The 13,786-nt window shown below is 38.5% G+C and carries 17 protein-coding genes; 10 read left to right on the top strand and 7 right to left on the bottom strand.

Annotation, left to right across the window (positions count from 1 at the left end):
* Positions 1-13: 13 nt before the first annotated feature.
* From upp to AC056_RS13100, 3 genes are all read left to right on the top strand, one after another.
* The gene (gene upp, locus AC056_RS13090; RefSeq protein WP_019457078.1) at positions 14-649 is read left to right on the top strand and encodes a uracil phosphoribosyltransferase; all 636 of its coding nucleotides are present in this window, start codon (positions 14-16) and stop codon (positions 647-649) included.
* A 114-nt stretch (positions 650-763) separates the two neighbouring features.
* Entirely contained in the window at positions 764-1,057 is a 294-nt protein-coding gene (locus tag AC056_RS13095; RefSeq protein WP_049066968.1) for a cold shock domain-containing protein, read from the top strand.
* Positions 1,058-1,217: 160 nt separating this feature from the next.
* Complete coding sequence (locus AC056_RS13100; RefSeq protein ID WP_077163847.1) at positions 1,218-1,673, top strand: excalibur calcium-binding domain-containing protein; 456 nt, start codon at positions 1,218-1,220, stop codon at positions 1,671-1,673.
* Positions 1,674-1,684: 11 nt separating this feature from the next.
* Here the strand turns inward: AC056_RS13100 and gigC are convergent, their stop codons facing one another.
* Positions 1,685-2,572: a LysR family transcriptional regulator GigC gene (gene gigC / locus AC056_RS13105; protein WP_004703480.1), complete on the bottom strand. Its 888-nt coding sequence runs from the start codon at positions 2,570-2,572 to the stop codon at positions 1,685-1,687.
* Between the two features lie 86 nt (positions 2,573-2,658).
* Between gigC and AC056_RS13110 the strand changes: the two genes are divergently transcribed.
* A complete protein-coding gene (locus AC056_RS13110; RefSeq protein WP_039251647.1) occupies positions 2,659-3,420 on the top strand; it encodes a ferredoxin--NADP reductase in 762 nt (253 codons plus the stop codon).
* Positions 3,421-3,466: 46 nt separating this feature from the next.
* Here AC056_RS13110 and AC056_RS13115 read toward each other — a convergent pair whose 3' ends face one another.
* Positions 3,467-3,886 (bottom strand): hypothetical protein, encoded by a 420-nt coding sequence (locus AC056_RS13115; protein ID WP_171057774.1) that lies wholly within the window; start codon positions 3,884-3,886, stop codon positions 3,467-3,469.
* Between the two features lie 292 nt (positions 3,887-4,178).
* Between AC056_RS13115 and AC056_RS13120 the strand changes: the two genes are divergently transcribed.
* The 3 genes from AC056_RS13120 to AC056_RS13130 all read left to right on the top strand — a co-directional run bounded on the left by AC056_RS13120 (position 4,179) and on the right by AC056_RS13130 (position 6,598).
* On the top strand, positions 4,179-4,406 hold the full coding sequence (locus tag AC056_RS13120) for a hypothetical protein (protein WP_077163848.1): 228 nt from the start codon (positions 4,179-4,181) through the stop codon (positions 4,404-4,406).
* A gap of 227 nt (positions 4,407-4,633) precedes the next feature.
* Positions 4,634-6,301 carry a mechanosensitive ion channel gene (locus tag AC056_RS13125; protein ID WP_019457075.1) on the top strand — a complete coding sequence of 556 codons (1,668 nt, stop codon included), beginning with the start codon at positions 4,634-4,636 and terminating at the stop codon, positions 6,299-6,301.
* Between the two features lie 126 nt (positions 6,302-6,427).
* On the top strand, positions 6,428-6,598 hold the full coding sequence (locus AC056_RS13130) for a hypothetical protein (RefSeq protein WP_004703471.1): 171 nt from the start codon (positions 6,428-6,430) through the stop codon (positions 6,596-6,598).
* Positions 6,599-6,610: 12 nt separating this feature from the next.
* On the opposite strand, the gene AC056_RS13135 is transcribed toward AC056_RS13130, so the two are convergent.
* From AC056_RS13135 to AC056_RS13155, 5 genes are all read right to left on the bottom strand, one after another.
* Positions 6,611-7,810 (bottom strand): NAD(P)/FAD-dependent oxidoreductase, encoded by a 1,200-nt coding sequence (locus AC056_RS13135; RefSeq protein ID WP_077163849.1) that lies wholly within the window; start codon positions 7,808-7,810, stop codon positions 6,611-6,613.
* A 115-nt stretch (positions 7,811-7,925) separates the two neighbouring features.
* Positions 7,926-8,807, bottom strand: coding sequence for a 1-aminocyclopropane-1-carboxylate deaminase/D-cysteine desulfhydrase (locus tag AC056_RS13140; protein ID WP_077163850.1), 882 nt, complete (start codon positions 8,805-8,807; stop codon positions 7,926-7,928).
* Positions 8,808-8,872: 65 nt separating this feature from the next.
* On the bottom strand, positions 8,873-10,012 hold the full coding sequence (locus AC056_RS13145; RefSeq protein ID WP_077163851.1) for an HlyD family secretion protein: 1,140 nt from the start codon (positions 10,010-10,012) through the stop codon (positions 8,873-8,875).
* Positions 10,013-10,052: 40 nt separating this feature from the next.
* Entirely contained in the window at positions 10,053-11,696 is a 1,644-nt protein-coding gene (locus tag AC056_RS13150) for an MFS transporter (RefSeq protein WP_004703464.1), read from the bottom strand.
* 1 nt (position 11,697) lies between these two features.
* The gene (locus AC056_RS13155; RefSeq protein ID WP_077163852.1) at positions 11,698-12,261 is read right to left on the bottom strand and encodes a TetR/AcrR family transcriptional regulator; all 564 of its coding nucleotides are present in this window, start codon (positions 12,259-12,261) and stop codon (positions 11,698-11,700) included.
* A 178-nt stretch (positions 12,262-12,439) separates the two neighbouring features.
* Between AC056_RS13155 and AC056_RS13160 the strand changes: the two genes are divergently transcribed.
* The 3 genes from AC056_RS13160 to AC056_RS13170 all read left to right on the top strand — a co-directional run bounded on the left by AC056_RS13160 (position 12,440) and on the right by AC056_RS13170 (position 13,730).
* The gene (locus AC056_RS13160; RefSeq protein ID WP_049066979.1) at positions 12,440-13,063 is read left to right on the top strand and encodes a LysE family translocator; all 624 of its coding nucleotides are present in this window, start codon (positions 12,440-12,442) and stop codon (positions 13,061-13,063) included.
* 162 nt (positions 13,064-13,225) lie between these two features.
* A complete protein-coding gene (locus AC056_RS19690; RefSeq protein ID WP_019457069.1) occupies positions 13,226-13,414 on the top strand; it encodes an NF038215 family lipoprotein in 189 nt (62 codons plus the stop codon).
* The gene (locus AC056_RS13170; protein WP_077163853.1) at positions 13,395-13,730 is read left to right on the top strand and encodes a calcium-binding protein; all 336 of its coding nucleotides are present in this window, start codon (positions 13,395-13,397) and stop codon (positions 13,728-13,730) included. Before AC056_RS19690 ends, AC056_RS13170 begins: the two co-directional genes overlap by 20 nt.
* Positions 13,731-13,786 lie beyond the last annotated feature (56 nt).

Raw genomic sequence — 13,786 nt, forward strand, 5'->3', positions numbered from 1 at the left:
TTAGGTAACATCTGTGGCCATTCAAGAAATTCGTCACCCACTTATTCGTCATAAATTAGGTTTATTACGTCGTGCTGACATCAGTACTAAGAATTTCCGTGAGCTTGCTCAAGAAGTGACTATGTTATTGACATATGAAGCAACGAAAGATTTACCAGTTGTGGATTGCGAAATTGATGGATGGGCTGGAACTGTTACTACTCAGCGTATTGCTGGTAAAAAAATAACGATTGTACCGATTTTACGTGCTGGTATCGGTATGCTTGATGGTGTGCTTAATCTGATTCCAAGTGCAAAAGTAAGTGTGTTAGGTCTTGAGCGTGATGAAGCCACTCTAGAAGTACGTACTTACTATAAAAAACTGGTTCCAGATGTTGCTAACCGTATTGCCATGATTATCGATCCAATGCTTGCAACAGGTAACTCTTTGGTTGCTGCAATTGATGTGTTAAAGGCAAGTGGATGTAAAGATATCCGTGTTATGGTATTGGTTGCAGCTCCTGAAGGAATTGCAAAGGTAGAAGCAGCGCATCCTGATATTGAGCTTTATACTGCATCTATTGATGATGGCTTAAATGAACAAGGTTATATTGTTCCAGGTTTAGGCGATGCTGGTGACAAGATTTTTGGTAGTGTTCAAAAAGATTAATTTTTGACATAACGATAAAAAGAGACTTCATCAAACCGTATGCTTTTAAGGGCGGAATTGAAAGTCTCTTTTTATTTAGTGTGATGATTGGATTGGAAAAGTAGGGGAAAGATCATGAAACAAGAGTTTTATATTGGAAGGGTAAAACAATATAACCCCGATAAGGGTTTTGGTTTTATTTCAACCACTGAAGGAGATATTTTCTTTCATATTTCTGATTTCCCTGCATCAGAAGGTGAACCGAAAAGAAATGAAAAAGTGAGATTTCTTGCGGCAGACAATCAGGGGAAATTTAAAGCGATCAAAATTGAGCGTGTTGACACGAATCCTGCGAAAACCAAAAAAAATAAAATTGCGGATCACAATAAAGCGATCACAAGTGAGTTATTGTCAAATTTCCGACGTTAATAATGAGCTAAATGTAATATATTAAAATACTTAATTAATGAATGTATTAGACAAGTGTTTTGATGCGTTCAGAAAGATTAAGTGATTTAGAATTAAGGGAGATATTAATTTCCCTTAATTTTCTTAAAAATGAATAATAAGATTAAAAAAATGGGGAAGTATGATTCAACGGGGAAAAATTAAACGCAGCAAATTCAAGCTGAGTTCAAGTGAATACATCAGTATATTTATCGTTGGCATGTTGGTTATAGTTGCATGTGTGAGTTTCACCGTATTGCACTATCGTCAGCAGGCTCAGCAACGTGCATCACATGAAAAAGTGCATTTATTAATACAACAACAGAAGACGATTATCGAAGCACAGCGCGCAGCTTTGGGTAATTTACCGGATGTTCAGCTTTCTGAAAAAACGAAAAAGGCTTTAGCACTTACATCTGAAAGAGCCCCAGAACGGGTAAATGATGAAACATCGGCTTTTCATTGTGATGGGCGTGAGCATTGTTCGCAAATGCATTCTTTAGAAGAGGCACGTTGGTTTGTAAGAAATTGCCCGAACACTAAAATGGATGGAGATCATGACGGTGAGCCATGTGAAAATGATTCACGATGGCATTAGAAGATCAGGCTTTAAGCCTGATCTTCATCGCAGAATTTTAAAAATGCTTTAAGACCTGGGCCTTGATATTTTTGGCGATGTACCAGCATATAAAGTGGACGGGTCAGTTGCCAAAATGGTGTATCTAAAATAACGAGTTGACCTTTCTCACTTAAAGGTTCAATCGCTAATCTAGAAATACAAGACATTCCTAAGCCACCTGCCACTATTTTCAAGATTGCTTCATTATGACCAAGCGTTAAGCGAATGTTGGCATCTGGTAGATCTTGCAAAATTGCATTATCAAAGACTTCACGCGTACCAGATCCTTCTTCACGTAAAATCCATTCTACATCATGAAAATCTTGAGGCGTAAGTGGACGATTTAAACGAGTTAAAGGATGATCTGGTGAACAGCATACTGCTAACTCATCATCACGCCAATGAATACACTGGAGTTGAGGTAAGTGACAAGAACCTTCAATTAAAGCTAAATCTAATTGGAACTGATTTACTGCTTCAATCATTTGGCGTGTATTACCCACTTGAAGTTGTAAATGTGCTTGCGGATGACGTTGTAAAAAGTTAGCCATTAAATCAGGCATTAAATAGTCGCTAATGGTTAAAGTCGCACCGATACGTAAATCGATACTTTGTAATTCACCCTTGGCAGCTTGTTCAAATGCTTCACAACGTCCTAATATTTCTAATGCTTGAGGAAGTAAAAAACGTCCAAGATCATTAAGCTGTAAGCGCTTACCTAAACGATCAAATAAAGGAGCACCTAAGCCGTCTTCTAAATCGGCTAAAGCCATACTAGCTGCACTTTGCGTCAGTCTGACCGCATCACTGGCTTTAGTAACGGTTCCTTCTTGGGCGACTGCTACAAAAACAGCCAACTGGCGTAATGTCATCCGCATGTTTAAAAAGCCTTAACGTTTAAAAGTATTCATTATTTCGGCTGTCATGCTAACATGAGCGCACTATTTCATGCCACGTTGAAATCATGTCAATTGAAAAATTTAGCGTAGAAAAAGTTTTATCAGTTCATCGTTGGACCCCAACACTTTTCAGCTTTACCATGACTCGTCCTTCGCATTTTAAATTTACCGCAGGTCAGTTTGCGCGTATAGGTTTAAAGGTAGGTGACGAACTGGTTGTCCGTGCTTATTCGGTGGTGTCTTCTCCATTTGATGAAACGCTAGAGTTCTTCTCAATTGTTGTACCAGACGGTGCTTTCACTTCGAATCTACAGCATTTGAAAGTCGGTGATGAGCTATATTTAGAAAAAATTCCCTATGGATACCTGACTTTGGCGCGTTATCAGCAACCTTTGCCGCATGATTTATGGTTATTAGCAACAGGTACAGGTTTGGCTCCATTTTTGTCGATGCTACAAGACTTTGAGACTTGGTCTAATTATCAAAAGATTAATTTGGTTTATAGCGTCCGTACTGCAGATGAATTGGCATATGTCGATCGTATTCAAGAGATTGCTGAAACGTTTGGGGAAGGGCATAACGGCTTTAAATTTATTCCTATTATTACCCGAGACTCATCAGCGCCGTTGCATGAGCGCTTACCGGTTTTAATCGAAAATGGTGAGTTAGAAAAAGCAGCAGGTCTGGAACTTAATTCAGCAACCAGTCACGTTATGTTATGTGGAAACCCACAAATGGTAGATGATACCAAAGAGGCTTTAAAACGCCGTGGTTTGACAATGAATCGTCGTGGTGAAGGAAATATTGCGGTAGAAAATTATTGGTAAAAACCGAAAATAAAATATTTTAAGAAAACTTTTATGGATATGTTTATTAATGGACAAACATATCCATAAATTCACGAATTTCTGAAATCGCGCTGTCGACATCTGTTGAAAGCCAAGTTGGTTCAAACAGACCTGCATAATATTCAAGACGATCTTGAGGAACAACCAAGCGAACAGGGCAGTCTTCTTCAAGTAAACGCCACGGTAAAATCGGGACTTCATTGTCCAGAAATACATTGATATTACGAATATCAACAATCATCGCATTAACACATTCTGGGAATGGCATGACCGAGAACTCTTCGGTACGGCGACGGAAATACTCAAGATCACCCCATTTTAACTGGAAGCTTGGTTTATTAAATTCAATAATACCAATGAGATGCTCATCTCTTGTTTGATGTAAATAACATTGATGTGTGACGTCAGTGTCGAGGTCAAGAGTTACGCTTTGCTGACGATACATCATAAAATTGAGTAGCTTTAAAACAAGGGGGCTTATTATAGCCTATTTTATAAAAAGTAAGCGCTAAAACATATTGTATTACAAATCGAGTTTTGAAGAAGGTAATGAATAAAATGAGATTATATTTTTAATAGTCAAAATTAATGTGGCTAAATTTTATACTAAATTTATTATTTTAAAAGTAGAGTTTTGCAAACCTAGTCACCTACGCATAATGCTTTTTCACACAATGCAACAAATCAAATTGTTATGATGATTATAAAGTTAATGATAATAGAAGAGGGGAAAGAAGATGCATGATTTTTCAAAACCACCTCATGTGACGAGTCCTGAAGAAACTGCGAAAAAAAGAAGATTGCCAGTTTATATTTTAATTATTGTTGGGCTTTTTCTTATTGCACTCATCGTCTACATGGTTGCTGATCATAGCAAAACGCCTAAAGAAGAAGGAGCTTTTCAACATGAGACCACACCACATGTCATGATGGGTAGTTCTGATTTGAAAAGTTACAAAGGATAGTAAGCCCAACAGTATATCTTGATAGAAAGCCTTTAGGATGTGCCCTGAAGGCTTTTTTTGCAATCTTTTGCATCAATTTGTTGTATTTATGCAGAAGGTTGTTGATTGAAAAATATTCAAAACATAAGGTGACATAGACCGCATTTATCGTCATTTTTTACAACTAACTGGTGTTTTTCATTTATTGATAACGCTGAAAAGAACATAACAATTGAGGACATAACAATATGAATGAATTTTTTAATGGGCCTCGCGGCGCTCAGTTTGATGCAATGTATTACTGGGATCAGTTTCATCCTATTTTGGCTGCAATTGTCATCTTACTGGTTGGCTGGATAATCGCTTTAGTGGTAGCAGCAGGGGTAAAAAAACTTCTGCAAAAATTAAATACCAATGCCAAATTATCTTCAGCTACAGGGCGTACTCCCAATATAGAAGGTCTGGTCTCCAAAGTCATATTTTGGTTTATTTTGATTCTTGCTGTTGTTGCTGCTTTAAATGTACTCAACATTAGTGGAGTAAGTGGTCCATTTAGCAATATGGTGAATCAGGTACTTGTTTACATTCCAAATATTATTGCTGCTGTGGTGGTTGGCTTTATTGGCTGGATAGTTGCTCGACTGGTGCGAGCAGGGATCACCAATGTGCTATCTAGAACGCAACTTGATGATAAATTAAGTAGTGAAGTGGGTGTAGGAGGAATCAGTCAGAATATCGGTGAAATTCTTTACTGGCTTGTACTATTACTTTTCCTTCCTATTGTTCTCTCAATCTTGGGATTAACAGGTTTACTTATTCCTGTTCAAAACATGGTGAATGAGGCGATTGCTTTCTTACCAAATATCTTCATTGCTGGTGTCATCGTTTTTGTTGGTTATATCTTGGCAAAAATTGTGCGTGGTATTGTTGAAGGTCTAATCAATAGCTTAGGTGTTCAAGCTCAAGCTGAAAAAATTGGTCTTTTCAAAAATTCAAATGTAGGCAAATTCTTAGGTTCATTTGTTTTTGCCATTATTATCATTACGACATTGATTGTGGCATTTGAAGCTTTGGGTATTCAGACCATTTCTCAACCAGCGACAGCAATGCTGAATGAAATCTTGCAAGCGATTCCAAACATTATTGCTGCTGGTTTAATTCTACTTGTTGCTTATATTGTTTCTCGTTTTGTTGGACGCTTGGTAGCTGAACTTATTGCAGGAACTGGTGTTGATGAAATTCCAGCAAAATTAGATGTACAACGCTTTTTAGGTCAAACTAAAGTCTCTGGTGCTGTTGGCTGGTTAATTGTGTTCTTTACCATGTTGTTTGCAGTTTCTGAAGCTGCTGACCGTCTTGGTTTTGAACAGATTAGTGGTCTAATCGCAATGTTTATCCATTTCGGTGCAAACATTCTATTGGGCGCTGTAATTTTGGTGATTGGTTTCTGGCTTGCAAATGTTGTGGCGAACGTAGTTCAACGTGGTGAATATAATAGTTCGCGTTGGTTAGGTAGTTTGGTTCGTGTCTTGATTATCGGCTTAGTTCTTGCGCTTGGTTTAAAAGCGATGGGTATTGCTGATTCGATTGTGAACCTTGCATTTGGTTTAACTCTAGGCGCAGTTGCAGTTGCTTTCGCACTTGCATTTGGTCTGGGTGGTCGCCAACCAGCAGAAAGATTGCTATCTGATTTGCTTGATAAAGCGAAAAAAGAAGCAAATCATCCAAATCCTTTATATCAACCACCTACTACAACAACAGCGAGTACGTCTTCAACTCCAACTTCATCAACTACGACAACTCCACCGTCAGCGGTTCCATCTGATGCAAAACCCGCAGATTCTGCACAGGTAAACCCAGCACAACCACCTGTAAATAAACCATTTGGCTCTACTGGTGAAAATGATGAAATTTAGTGAATGAACTAATTTTCAGATAAACCGTACAAAAAATCTTTGATTTTTGTGATAAGTTCGACCACTCTATATGAGTGGTCCTTCTGTCTTTGACAGCTATAAAAACAAATAAGTGAGGAAAATACGATGAAAAAACCTGGTCGTTTTTTAGCACCTGTTGTAATTGCTGGGATTACCGTTGGTTTTTTAGCAAGTGCTTATAAATTTGTATTTAGCAAATCTGACTCATCAAAACAGGCAACAACGCATACACGTGATGCTGAAAAATCATCAAGTGAGTCTAAAGCAGCAAATTAGCTTATTCCGCATTTAAACATATTGTGCTGCTGCATAAGCAGAAGACCAAGCCCATTGGAAGTTATAACCTCCTAAATGGCCGGTTACATCAAGTACTTCTCCAATAAAGAACAGTCCTTTCTGCTTTTTGCTTTCGAGTGTTTTAGATGAAACTTCGGTTGTATCAATTCCACCTAAGGTCACTTCGGCAGTACGGTATCCTTCAGTGCCTGATGGTTTAACCGAAAAACCATGTAACTGCTCGGCAATATACTCTAGCTGTGCATCACTAATATTACCAATCGCCGTTTCGCTATGCTCTGGCCATATGAGTTGTTGTAGCTCTTGTACAATACTTTTCGCGGTAAATTCGTTCAGAAGGGTACGCAATAAAACTTTCGGCTGTGCTTTCTTTTTGTCTTTTAAATAACTTGTTAAGTCTTGGCTTGGGAAAAAGTCAATTTTAAAACTTTCACCAGTATTCCAATAGTTAGAAAGCTGTAAGGAACTTGGTCCACTTAAGCCACGATGGGTAAATAATAACGCTTCAGTAAAGCTATTTTTTGAGTTGCTTAACGTAACATCTAAAGCATTGCCACTTAAGCGTGTGGTGACTTCTTTAATATGATCTGAAAAAGTAAATGGAACTAAACCAGCACGGGTTGGGAAAACTGTATGTCCAAATTTTTGTGCCAGTTCATAGCCAAAACCAGAACCGCCCAAAGTCGGAATGGATAAGCCGCCTGTAGCAACAACTAATGACTCACAGCTAAATCGACCTTGGTTGGTGTGTACAGAAAAACCGCCTTGTTCTAATGGGGCGATCTGTCCAACTTCACAATGGGTTTGAATTTCAACATTGTTGGTTTTATTACACTCACTCACCAACATCTCTAAAATTTCTTTAGCGCCGTTTAACGTAAATAATTGCCCGTGTTTTCGTTCTTCATAGGCAATTTTGTAGTCACATACCAAACCGATAAAGTCCCAGTTACTATAGCGTGACAGGGCAGAAATGACAAAGTGCGGATTATGAGAAATATAGTTGTCAGGCTCTACATAGAGGTTGGTAAAGTTACATTTCCCACCGCCCGACATTAAAATCTTTTTACCAATTTTGTTGGCTTTTTCTAAAATTAAAACCGAGCGCCCTCGTTTAGCAGCATGTGCAGCCAACATGAGTCCAGAAGCGCCTGCACCTAAGACAATGACATCGACATGACTGTTAGACATAAGAGATTCTCGATTAATCGTGAAAATTAAAAAGGGGCATATACTACCATGTCAGCACTTACTCGTGCTAAAGACATTTATTGCCGTAGAGAAAACCTTAACTAAAATGAGTAAATTATTGGTGCGATTTATTTCTTATATCTGCCTGTAAACCACCAGAATGAATAGCCAGAATACGAGTTCCTTCAGGAAAGTAATGATTCTTTATAAGGTCAAACAGACCGAACATCATTTTTCCCGTATAGATCGGTTCAAGAGGCACGGCATATTTCGCTTCAAAACTCTCAATAAATGCAAATAGTTCAGGTGACGTTTTGGCATAACCTCCGCAGCAATAAGCATCTGTCAGAGACCAATTCTGTTTTTTAGTCCACTGTTGAATTTCTTGTTGTAAAAAGTCACCTTTTAAAGCCGAAAACCCCATAACTTTTTGATGTGCTGAACTTCTTTCAATAAGACCTGAAATCGTTCCACCAGTTCCGACTGCACAGCAAATCACATCATATTGATCTAAGTCATATTGGCTGAGGATTTCCTGACAACCTTGAACTGCCAGTTCATTGGTGCCACCTTCAGGAATAATGAAAGTTTCAGGAAATTGAAGATGCAAATGTTGAAGATAGTTTTCATCATTTCTCAAATGATATTCATTGCGTGAGACAAAATGTAGCTGCATTCCCAAACTTTGTGCTTTTTCCAAAGTAGGGTTAAGAGGCTTATTCGCTAACTCTTCACCGCGAATGATTCCAATACTATGTAAGCCAAAAAGATGAGCTGCATAAGCAGTTGCAGCAATATGATTTGAGTAAGCCCCACCAAAAGTCAAAATAGTTGATAAGCCTTGTTGTTTTGCGGCAAGCAGATTGTATTTTAGTTTGAAAAATTTATTGCCCGAAATTTGAGGATGAATTAGATCTATCCTTTTAATGTCGAGATGAACAGATGAGGGGAGTTCAATGTGCTGGTAGGAAATCGGTTGGGCAATGTGATCAAACATTAGAAATTGAGAAAAATAATGAATGATCACATTGTAGCTTTTTAAAGAGAACTTTAAAAAGCTGATTAAGAACTTGTGTCGACAGAAGTAATTACTGACATACCAGGACGTAAGTGTTCCATTCCTTCCTGATTTGGGTCGATGGTGATGCGTACAGCTATGCGTTGCACAACTTTAGTAAAGTTGCCTGTCGCATTGTCTGGTTTTAACACACTGAACTCTGAACCTGCAGCAGGTGAGATTTGCTCAACATGGCCTGTAAATTTTTTGTGGTTCATGGCATCGACAGTAAACCATGCTTTTTGACCAATTCGCATATTGGCAATTTGGGTTTCTTTAAAGTTAGCAATCACCCAAGTTTGCTGTGGAATTAAGTAGAGTAACTGTGAGCCTGCCGCGACATATTGTCCAACACGAGGGTTTACTTCACCCAGTTGACCATCCATTGGAGCAACAATAACGCTATAGTCTTTGGTGGTCTGTGCTTGGTCTAACTGTGCTTTAGCACTTGAAACTTGTGCTTCTAAGCCAGCTTCTGCGACCTGTGCGGTTTTCAAAGCCTCTTTAGCAACTAAAACATTCGCTTCTGCTTGTTTCAGTGCTGCAAGGTTATTTTCAGCATCGGCCGCGGCTTTATCTTGCTCAGATTTAGAGGCTGCACCACTATTTCCTAGCTGTTGGTAACGTCTAAGCTGTGCTAAAGAGAGTTCGTATTGAGCTTTTGCTTGATCGACTTTAGCTTGCGCCGCCACAATATCAGCTTGTTTCTGAGCAATGGATTGGGTTTGGTTGGCTAAAGTATTTTTAGCTTGTTCAACCCCAGAAGCTGCCTGAGTTACTTTTTGGTCATAAGTGGTTGCATCAATGTGCATGAGCACTTGACCCTTTTTAACGTGATCAAAGTCTTTGACTAATACATCTTTAACGTAGCCATTAATTTGTGAAGATAAAATCGTAGTTTTACCTTTGACATAACTATTGTCAGTTTGCTGGACACTCGTTGCAAAAGGACCAATCCTCCATGCCCATAAAATTACTAAAATACCGATAATAAGGACTCCCAACATCCAGAACAGAGTTGAGCTTTTTGTCGGAATCAATTTACTTGCAGGTGCAGGTGCAGGTGCAGGTGCAGGTGCAGGTGTTGGCTCGTTGGCAGGAACCTGAGCAGGTGATTGTTCCGGTTTGTTTTGATCATCTGACATATATCAATCTCAATTTCTATTTCATCAATAACAAAAGCCTTTAAGGACGGCTAATTCCTCTACGTTGTAGATATTTACTACGCGCAATGTTAAATCCACCCCATAAGAGCAGTGCGATAGCAAAAATACCGTTTAACGCAATAACATCATTGTAGGCGCGCACTTGGGCTTCACGGGTGACTACTTGATTGAGTGTGCGCATGGCCTGAGTCGTTTGTAATGCCGGGTCATTTGTTGTGATGGCTGCACTACGTTGATAGGTGGAGAGCCTTTGAGAAACTAACGGATCTGATTGTTCTAAATCTTTAATAATCTCGACTTGATAGTTTTGTGTGCGGTGTTGTTGATAGGTCGAGAAGAAAGAAGACCCGACAAGGCCACCAAAGGTTTGAGTTGCAGAAAACAAGACAATAAAAGTCACCACATACGAAGGGCCTTTAGCCAAAGTTTGTGCGAAACCAATGAGCAGTAAAGGTCCAATAAACAAACCACCTGCGAAGCCTACTAAGAACTGACTTGCAAAGAAGTTCACAGGCCGAACATCACTGGTTAAGTGGTAATCTAGTCCGCATGCAACCAGAATTAAGAACTCTGCGAAAAGTAAGTGGAAGATAATTCGTTCACGTGAAAAAGTCAGTGCACTAAACAGCGTTCCGCTTAAAATCCCGATGAATATCACTACATAAAGCGGTACAAACTGATCAGGCCCCATTCCCATAGCTTTTAAGAAATTAACCGCAGCATAGCTTTGCTCTGACATTAGAAGTCGAATAGCAAAAGCACCAAAAATAAAGCGTAAGGTCGAAGCAGTACCTAGCCAACGTGTCATAATTAATGGATTGGCTCGATAGTGTTCATAGAGCAAACCAAGAACAACCAAACTAAAGCCAGCAATTAAAACGTAAGCAAGCCATTCACTGTTAAACCACCATAAAATTGGGCCTTGTGTAAGCACAATACATAAGCATGCAAAACCAGGAGCCAGTAAAGCAAAGGTAAAGAAATCCTGCTTCTCAAATACATAAATACGTAAGCTTCGTGGTAGTTTCAATGAAACAACCATGGCTAAACAACAAAGTGCTAAACCTAGCTCAAAGGTGTAAAGAACAGACCAACTGTCTGTACTCACAAGAAATGGAGAAATAATCCAAGCGACGGGAACCCCTAACTGCTGAAAACCGAAGGCAATATATATACCTTTTGCCATGTCTGCTTTTTTAAAAGCTTGCATGGTGTAATACATACCTAAAGAGCTGAGAGGTGCACCCGCTAAACCCGCTACAACTCGAGCAAACAGAGCCATTTCGTAGGTATGCACAAAAATATGTAAAACCAGCACGGCAATAAAAATAACCAGTCCTATTTCCGAAAATACTCTCAGACCATACTGTTGCCGGGCTTTAAACAAAATCAGGTTTGAGCTGACATTTGCCATGACATAAGCAGCAGGTAGCCAAGCAGCTTCGGAAGGCGTCAGTCCATATTCACCTTGAATTAAAGGTAAATTTGCCGTAATAAAACCATTACTTAAACTTGCCGAAAGGGCTATAAATAAACCAATAAAAAAGTAAATAAACCGCTTAGGTACAGAGTGTGCAATTGCTGCTGGTGAACCAGGCAAAGTCGGTTGCTCGTCTGGTGTCCAGTCGGGTGGTGTTTCTAAATAACGAGGCGTTTTACTCATTCTATCCCTCGAATTTTTGTACTTGAATACCATTAAATAGTAATTCAATTGCTCGTTTTGCTAAGCGAGTCTGTTCTTCTGGCTCATGTCCTTGAAATGAAGAACCTAACATTGCAGTGACCATTGCATAGTCATTGGCAGTGAGATCAGCTCGGCACAGTTTTTGTTCTATCGCATTTTCAATCAGTGGGTTAAGTGCATTATTTCGCCGTTCATAAATTTTTAACATAATTGGATCTTGTCGATCAATCACTCTCCAAAAATCTTGCAAAATTGCAAGTTTAGGAAGTTGTGCAATATGTCCTTCAATTAAACGAAATAAACCATCTTCGAATTGTTGAAAATGAGCAGCTTTTTGCTCTAGCTGTGTAATTGCACGCTCTAAAAGGGCGCTAATTAAAGCCTTACGATCACAAAAGTTGCGGTAAAAAGTTGCTCTACCTACACCTGCATGGTCAATCACAACCTGTAAGGGGACATTAATGCCATGAATACGAAAACATTCTTCGGCAGCATTGAGTAATTCATCCCGATTATGGGCAGCAATTTTTTGGCGGGTACTCATGTTCTTGGTTTGAGAGTTTAAAGACCGATATATTTAACGGACATTTTTGTCCGTTGTGAAGATATAAATTGTAAAAACATGAAAATTCAATTTTCACCATTTATATGTTTTCCATTTTTATATGTGACATAAAAAGCTGTTAGAATACCGCGCAATTGCGTAATGCTAGGTCAATACAATGTTTGAGTCCCTTATTCCTCTTTTTTCAATTGCGATGGCATTGATGCTTGGAGCAATAAGTCCTGGGCCAAGCTTTATTTACGTAGCACAAAATTCAATTTCTAAATCACGTAAACATGGTTTGTTTACAGCTTTAGGTACAGGTACAGGCGCAGCTCTTTTTGGTTTTCTAGCTGTTATGGGGTTGCAGGCAGTTTTATTAGCAGTGCCTTCCGCTTATTTAATCTTAAAAATTGGTGGTGGGCTGTATTTGCTTTGGCTGGCTTTTAAAATTATTAAACACGCTAAAGAACCAATTGCCATGGAAAATGATGGCAAATCAAAAATGACCTATAAACAGGCATATCGTTATGGCCTGATTACTCAGTTAAGCAACCCGAAAATTGCAGTCGTTCTAGCGAGTGTATTTACTGCTTTATTGCCAAAAGAAATTCCAAATTACTACTACGTTGCATTGCCAGTGATTTGTTTTATGATTGATGCAGGGTGGTATTCATGTGTTGCAATGCTGCTCTCTTCAGAGAAGCCTAGAACAATGTACTTAAAAGCAAAAACTGGCGTTGACCGAGTGGCTGGAAGCATTGTGAGTTTGTTGGGTTTAAAATTAATTTTCTTCAAATGATAAGCTTTAATTAAAATATCTAAAAAAATACAAAGCCAGCTATTTAAAGTCTGGCTTTATTTTTGAGTAAAATATATACAAATTAAAATATCTTTTTTTATACTTAAATATTTAAAAAGTGGTAACTTAATAAATAAAACAAAAAGAAATGAGGATCACGTTATGAAAAAACTAATGGTGAGCATTTCTGTAGTTTTTCTCATCTTAACTACAGGGTGTGAGATGAAAACAATGAGTAAGCCACAACCAGCAAATGAGCGGACCATGAGCATTGTTGGTACACCTGTCCATGAAAAAGATTACAAAATTTCTGATTTACAAGCCAATAATCATGAGCAATCCAACTATTAAGTTACTCACGGCTTGCATCACTTACTGCATTTTAAATGTAGTAAGTGCATGTGAGCCTGCATCTTTGGATTGGAAGCTTTTTCAGGAAAAATATGATTTAAATCATGATGGAATGTACAGCTTAAAAGAATTTGAACGTGTCCAAGATTTCTACCCATATAACTGGCCTACGGATAAGCGTTTTCAGGGAGAGAATAAGCAAACAGAGCTATTTCATTATTTAGATGAAAATAAGAATGGCTATTTAACAAATGAAGAGTTGGGCAATATACACGTTTTATTTAGTAACCCTTGCGAAGGGCGGCCTTGGTTATAATTTAAGCCTTCTTATAGATGTCTCTAGAAAATTTATAGTTAAAAAAAGCTCCCAAG

Source organism: Acinetobacter genomosp. 33YU (assembly GCF_001990725.1).
Lineage (GTDB): Bacteria > Pseudomonadota > Gammaproteobacteria > Pseudomonadales > Moraxellaceae > Acinetobacter > Acinetobacter seifertii.

Bases quoted from the DNA above. Each gene is read 5' to 3' on its own strand.
- AC056_RS13095 (WP_049066968.1), top strand. From the start codon at position 764: ATGAAACAAGAGTTTTATATTGGAAGGGTAAAACAATATAACCCCGAT.
- AC056_RS13100 (WP_077163847.1), top strand. From the start codon at position 1,218: ATGATTCAACGGGGAAAAATTAAACGCAGCAAATTCAAGCTGAGTTCA.
- gigC (WP_004703480.1), bottom strand. From the start codon at position 2,572: ATGCGGATGACATTACGCCAGTTGGCTGTTTTTGTAGCAGTCGCCCAA.
- AC056_RS13110 (WP_039251647.1), top strand. From the start codon at position 2,659: ATGTCAATTGAAAAATTTAGCGTAGAAAAAGTTTTATCAGTTCATCGT.
- AC056_RS13115 (WP_171057774.1), bottom strand. From the start codon at position 3,886: ATGTATCGTCAGCAAAGCGTAACTCTTGACCTCGACACTGACGTCACA.
- AC056_RS13120 (WP_077163848.1), top strand. From the start codon at position 4,179: ATGCATGATTTTTCAAAACCACCTCATGTGACGAGTCCTGAAGAAACT.
- AC056_RS13125 (WP_019457075.1), top strand. From the start codon at position 4,634: ATGAATGAATTTTTTAATGGGCCTCGCGGCGCTCAGTTTGATGCAATG.
- AC056_RS13130 (WP_004703471.1), top strand. From the start codon at position 6,428: ATGAAAAAACCTGGTCGTTTTTTAGCACCTGTTGTAATTGCTGGGATT.
- AC056_RS13135 (WP_077163849.1), bottom strand. From the start codon at position 7,810: ATGTCTAACAGTCATGTCGATGTCATTGTCTTAGGTGCAGGCGCTTCT.
- AC056_RS13140 (WP_077163850.1), bottom strand. From the start codon at position 8,807: ATGTTTGATCACATTGCCCAACCGATTTCCTACCAGCACATTGAACTC.
- AC056_RS13145 (WP_077163851.1), bottom strand. From the start codon at position 10,012: ATGTCAGATGATCAAAACAAACCGGAACAATCACCTGCTCAGGTTCCT.
- AC056_RS13150 (WP_004703464.1), bottom strand. From the start codon at position 11,696: ATGAGTAAAACGCCTCGTTATTTAGAAACACCACCCGACTGGACACCA.
- AC056_RS13155 (WP_077163852.1), bottom strand. From the start codon at position 12,261: ATGAGTACCCGCCAAAAAATTGCTGCCCATAATCGGGATGAATTACTC.
- AC056_RS13160 (WP_049066979.1), top strand. From the start codon at position 12,440: ATGTTTGAGTCCCTTATTCCTCTTTTTTCAATTGCGATGGCATTGATG.
- AC056_RS19690 (WP_019457069.1), top strand. From the start codon at position 13,226: ATGAAAAAACTAATGGTGAGCATTTCTGTAGTTTTTCTCATCTTAACT.
- AC056_RS13170 (WP_077163853.1), top strand. From the start codon at position 13,395: ATGAGCAATCCAACTATTAAGTTACTCACGGCTTGCATCACTTACTGC.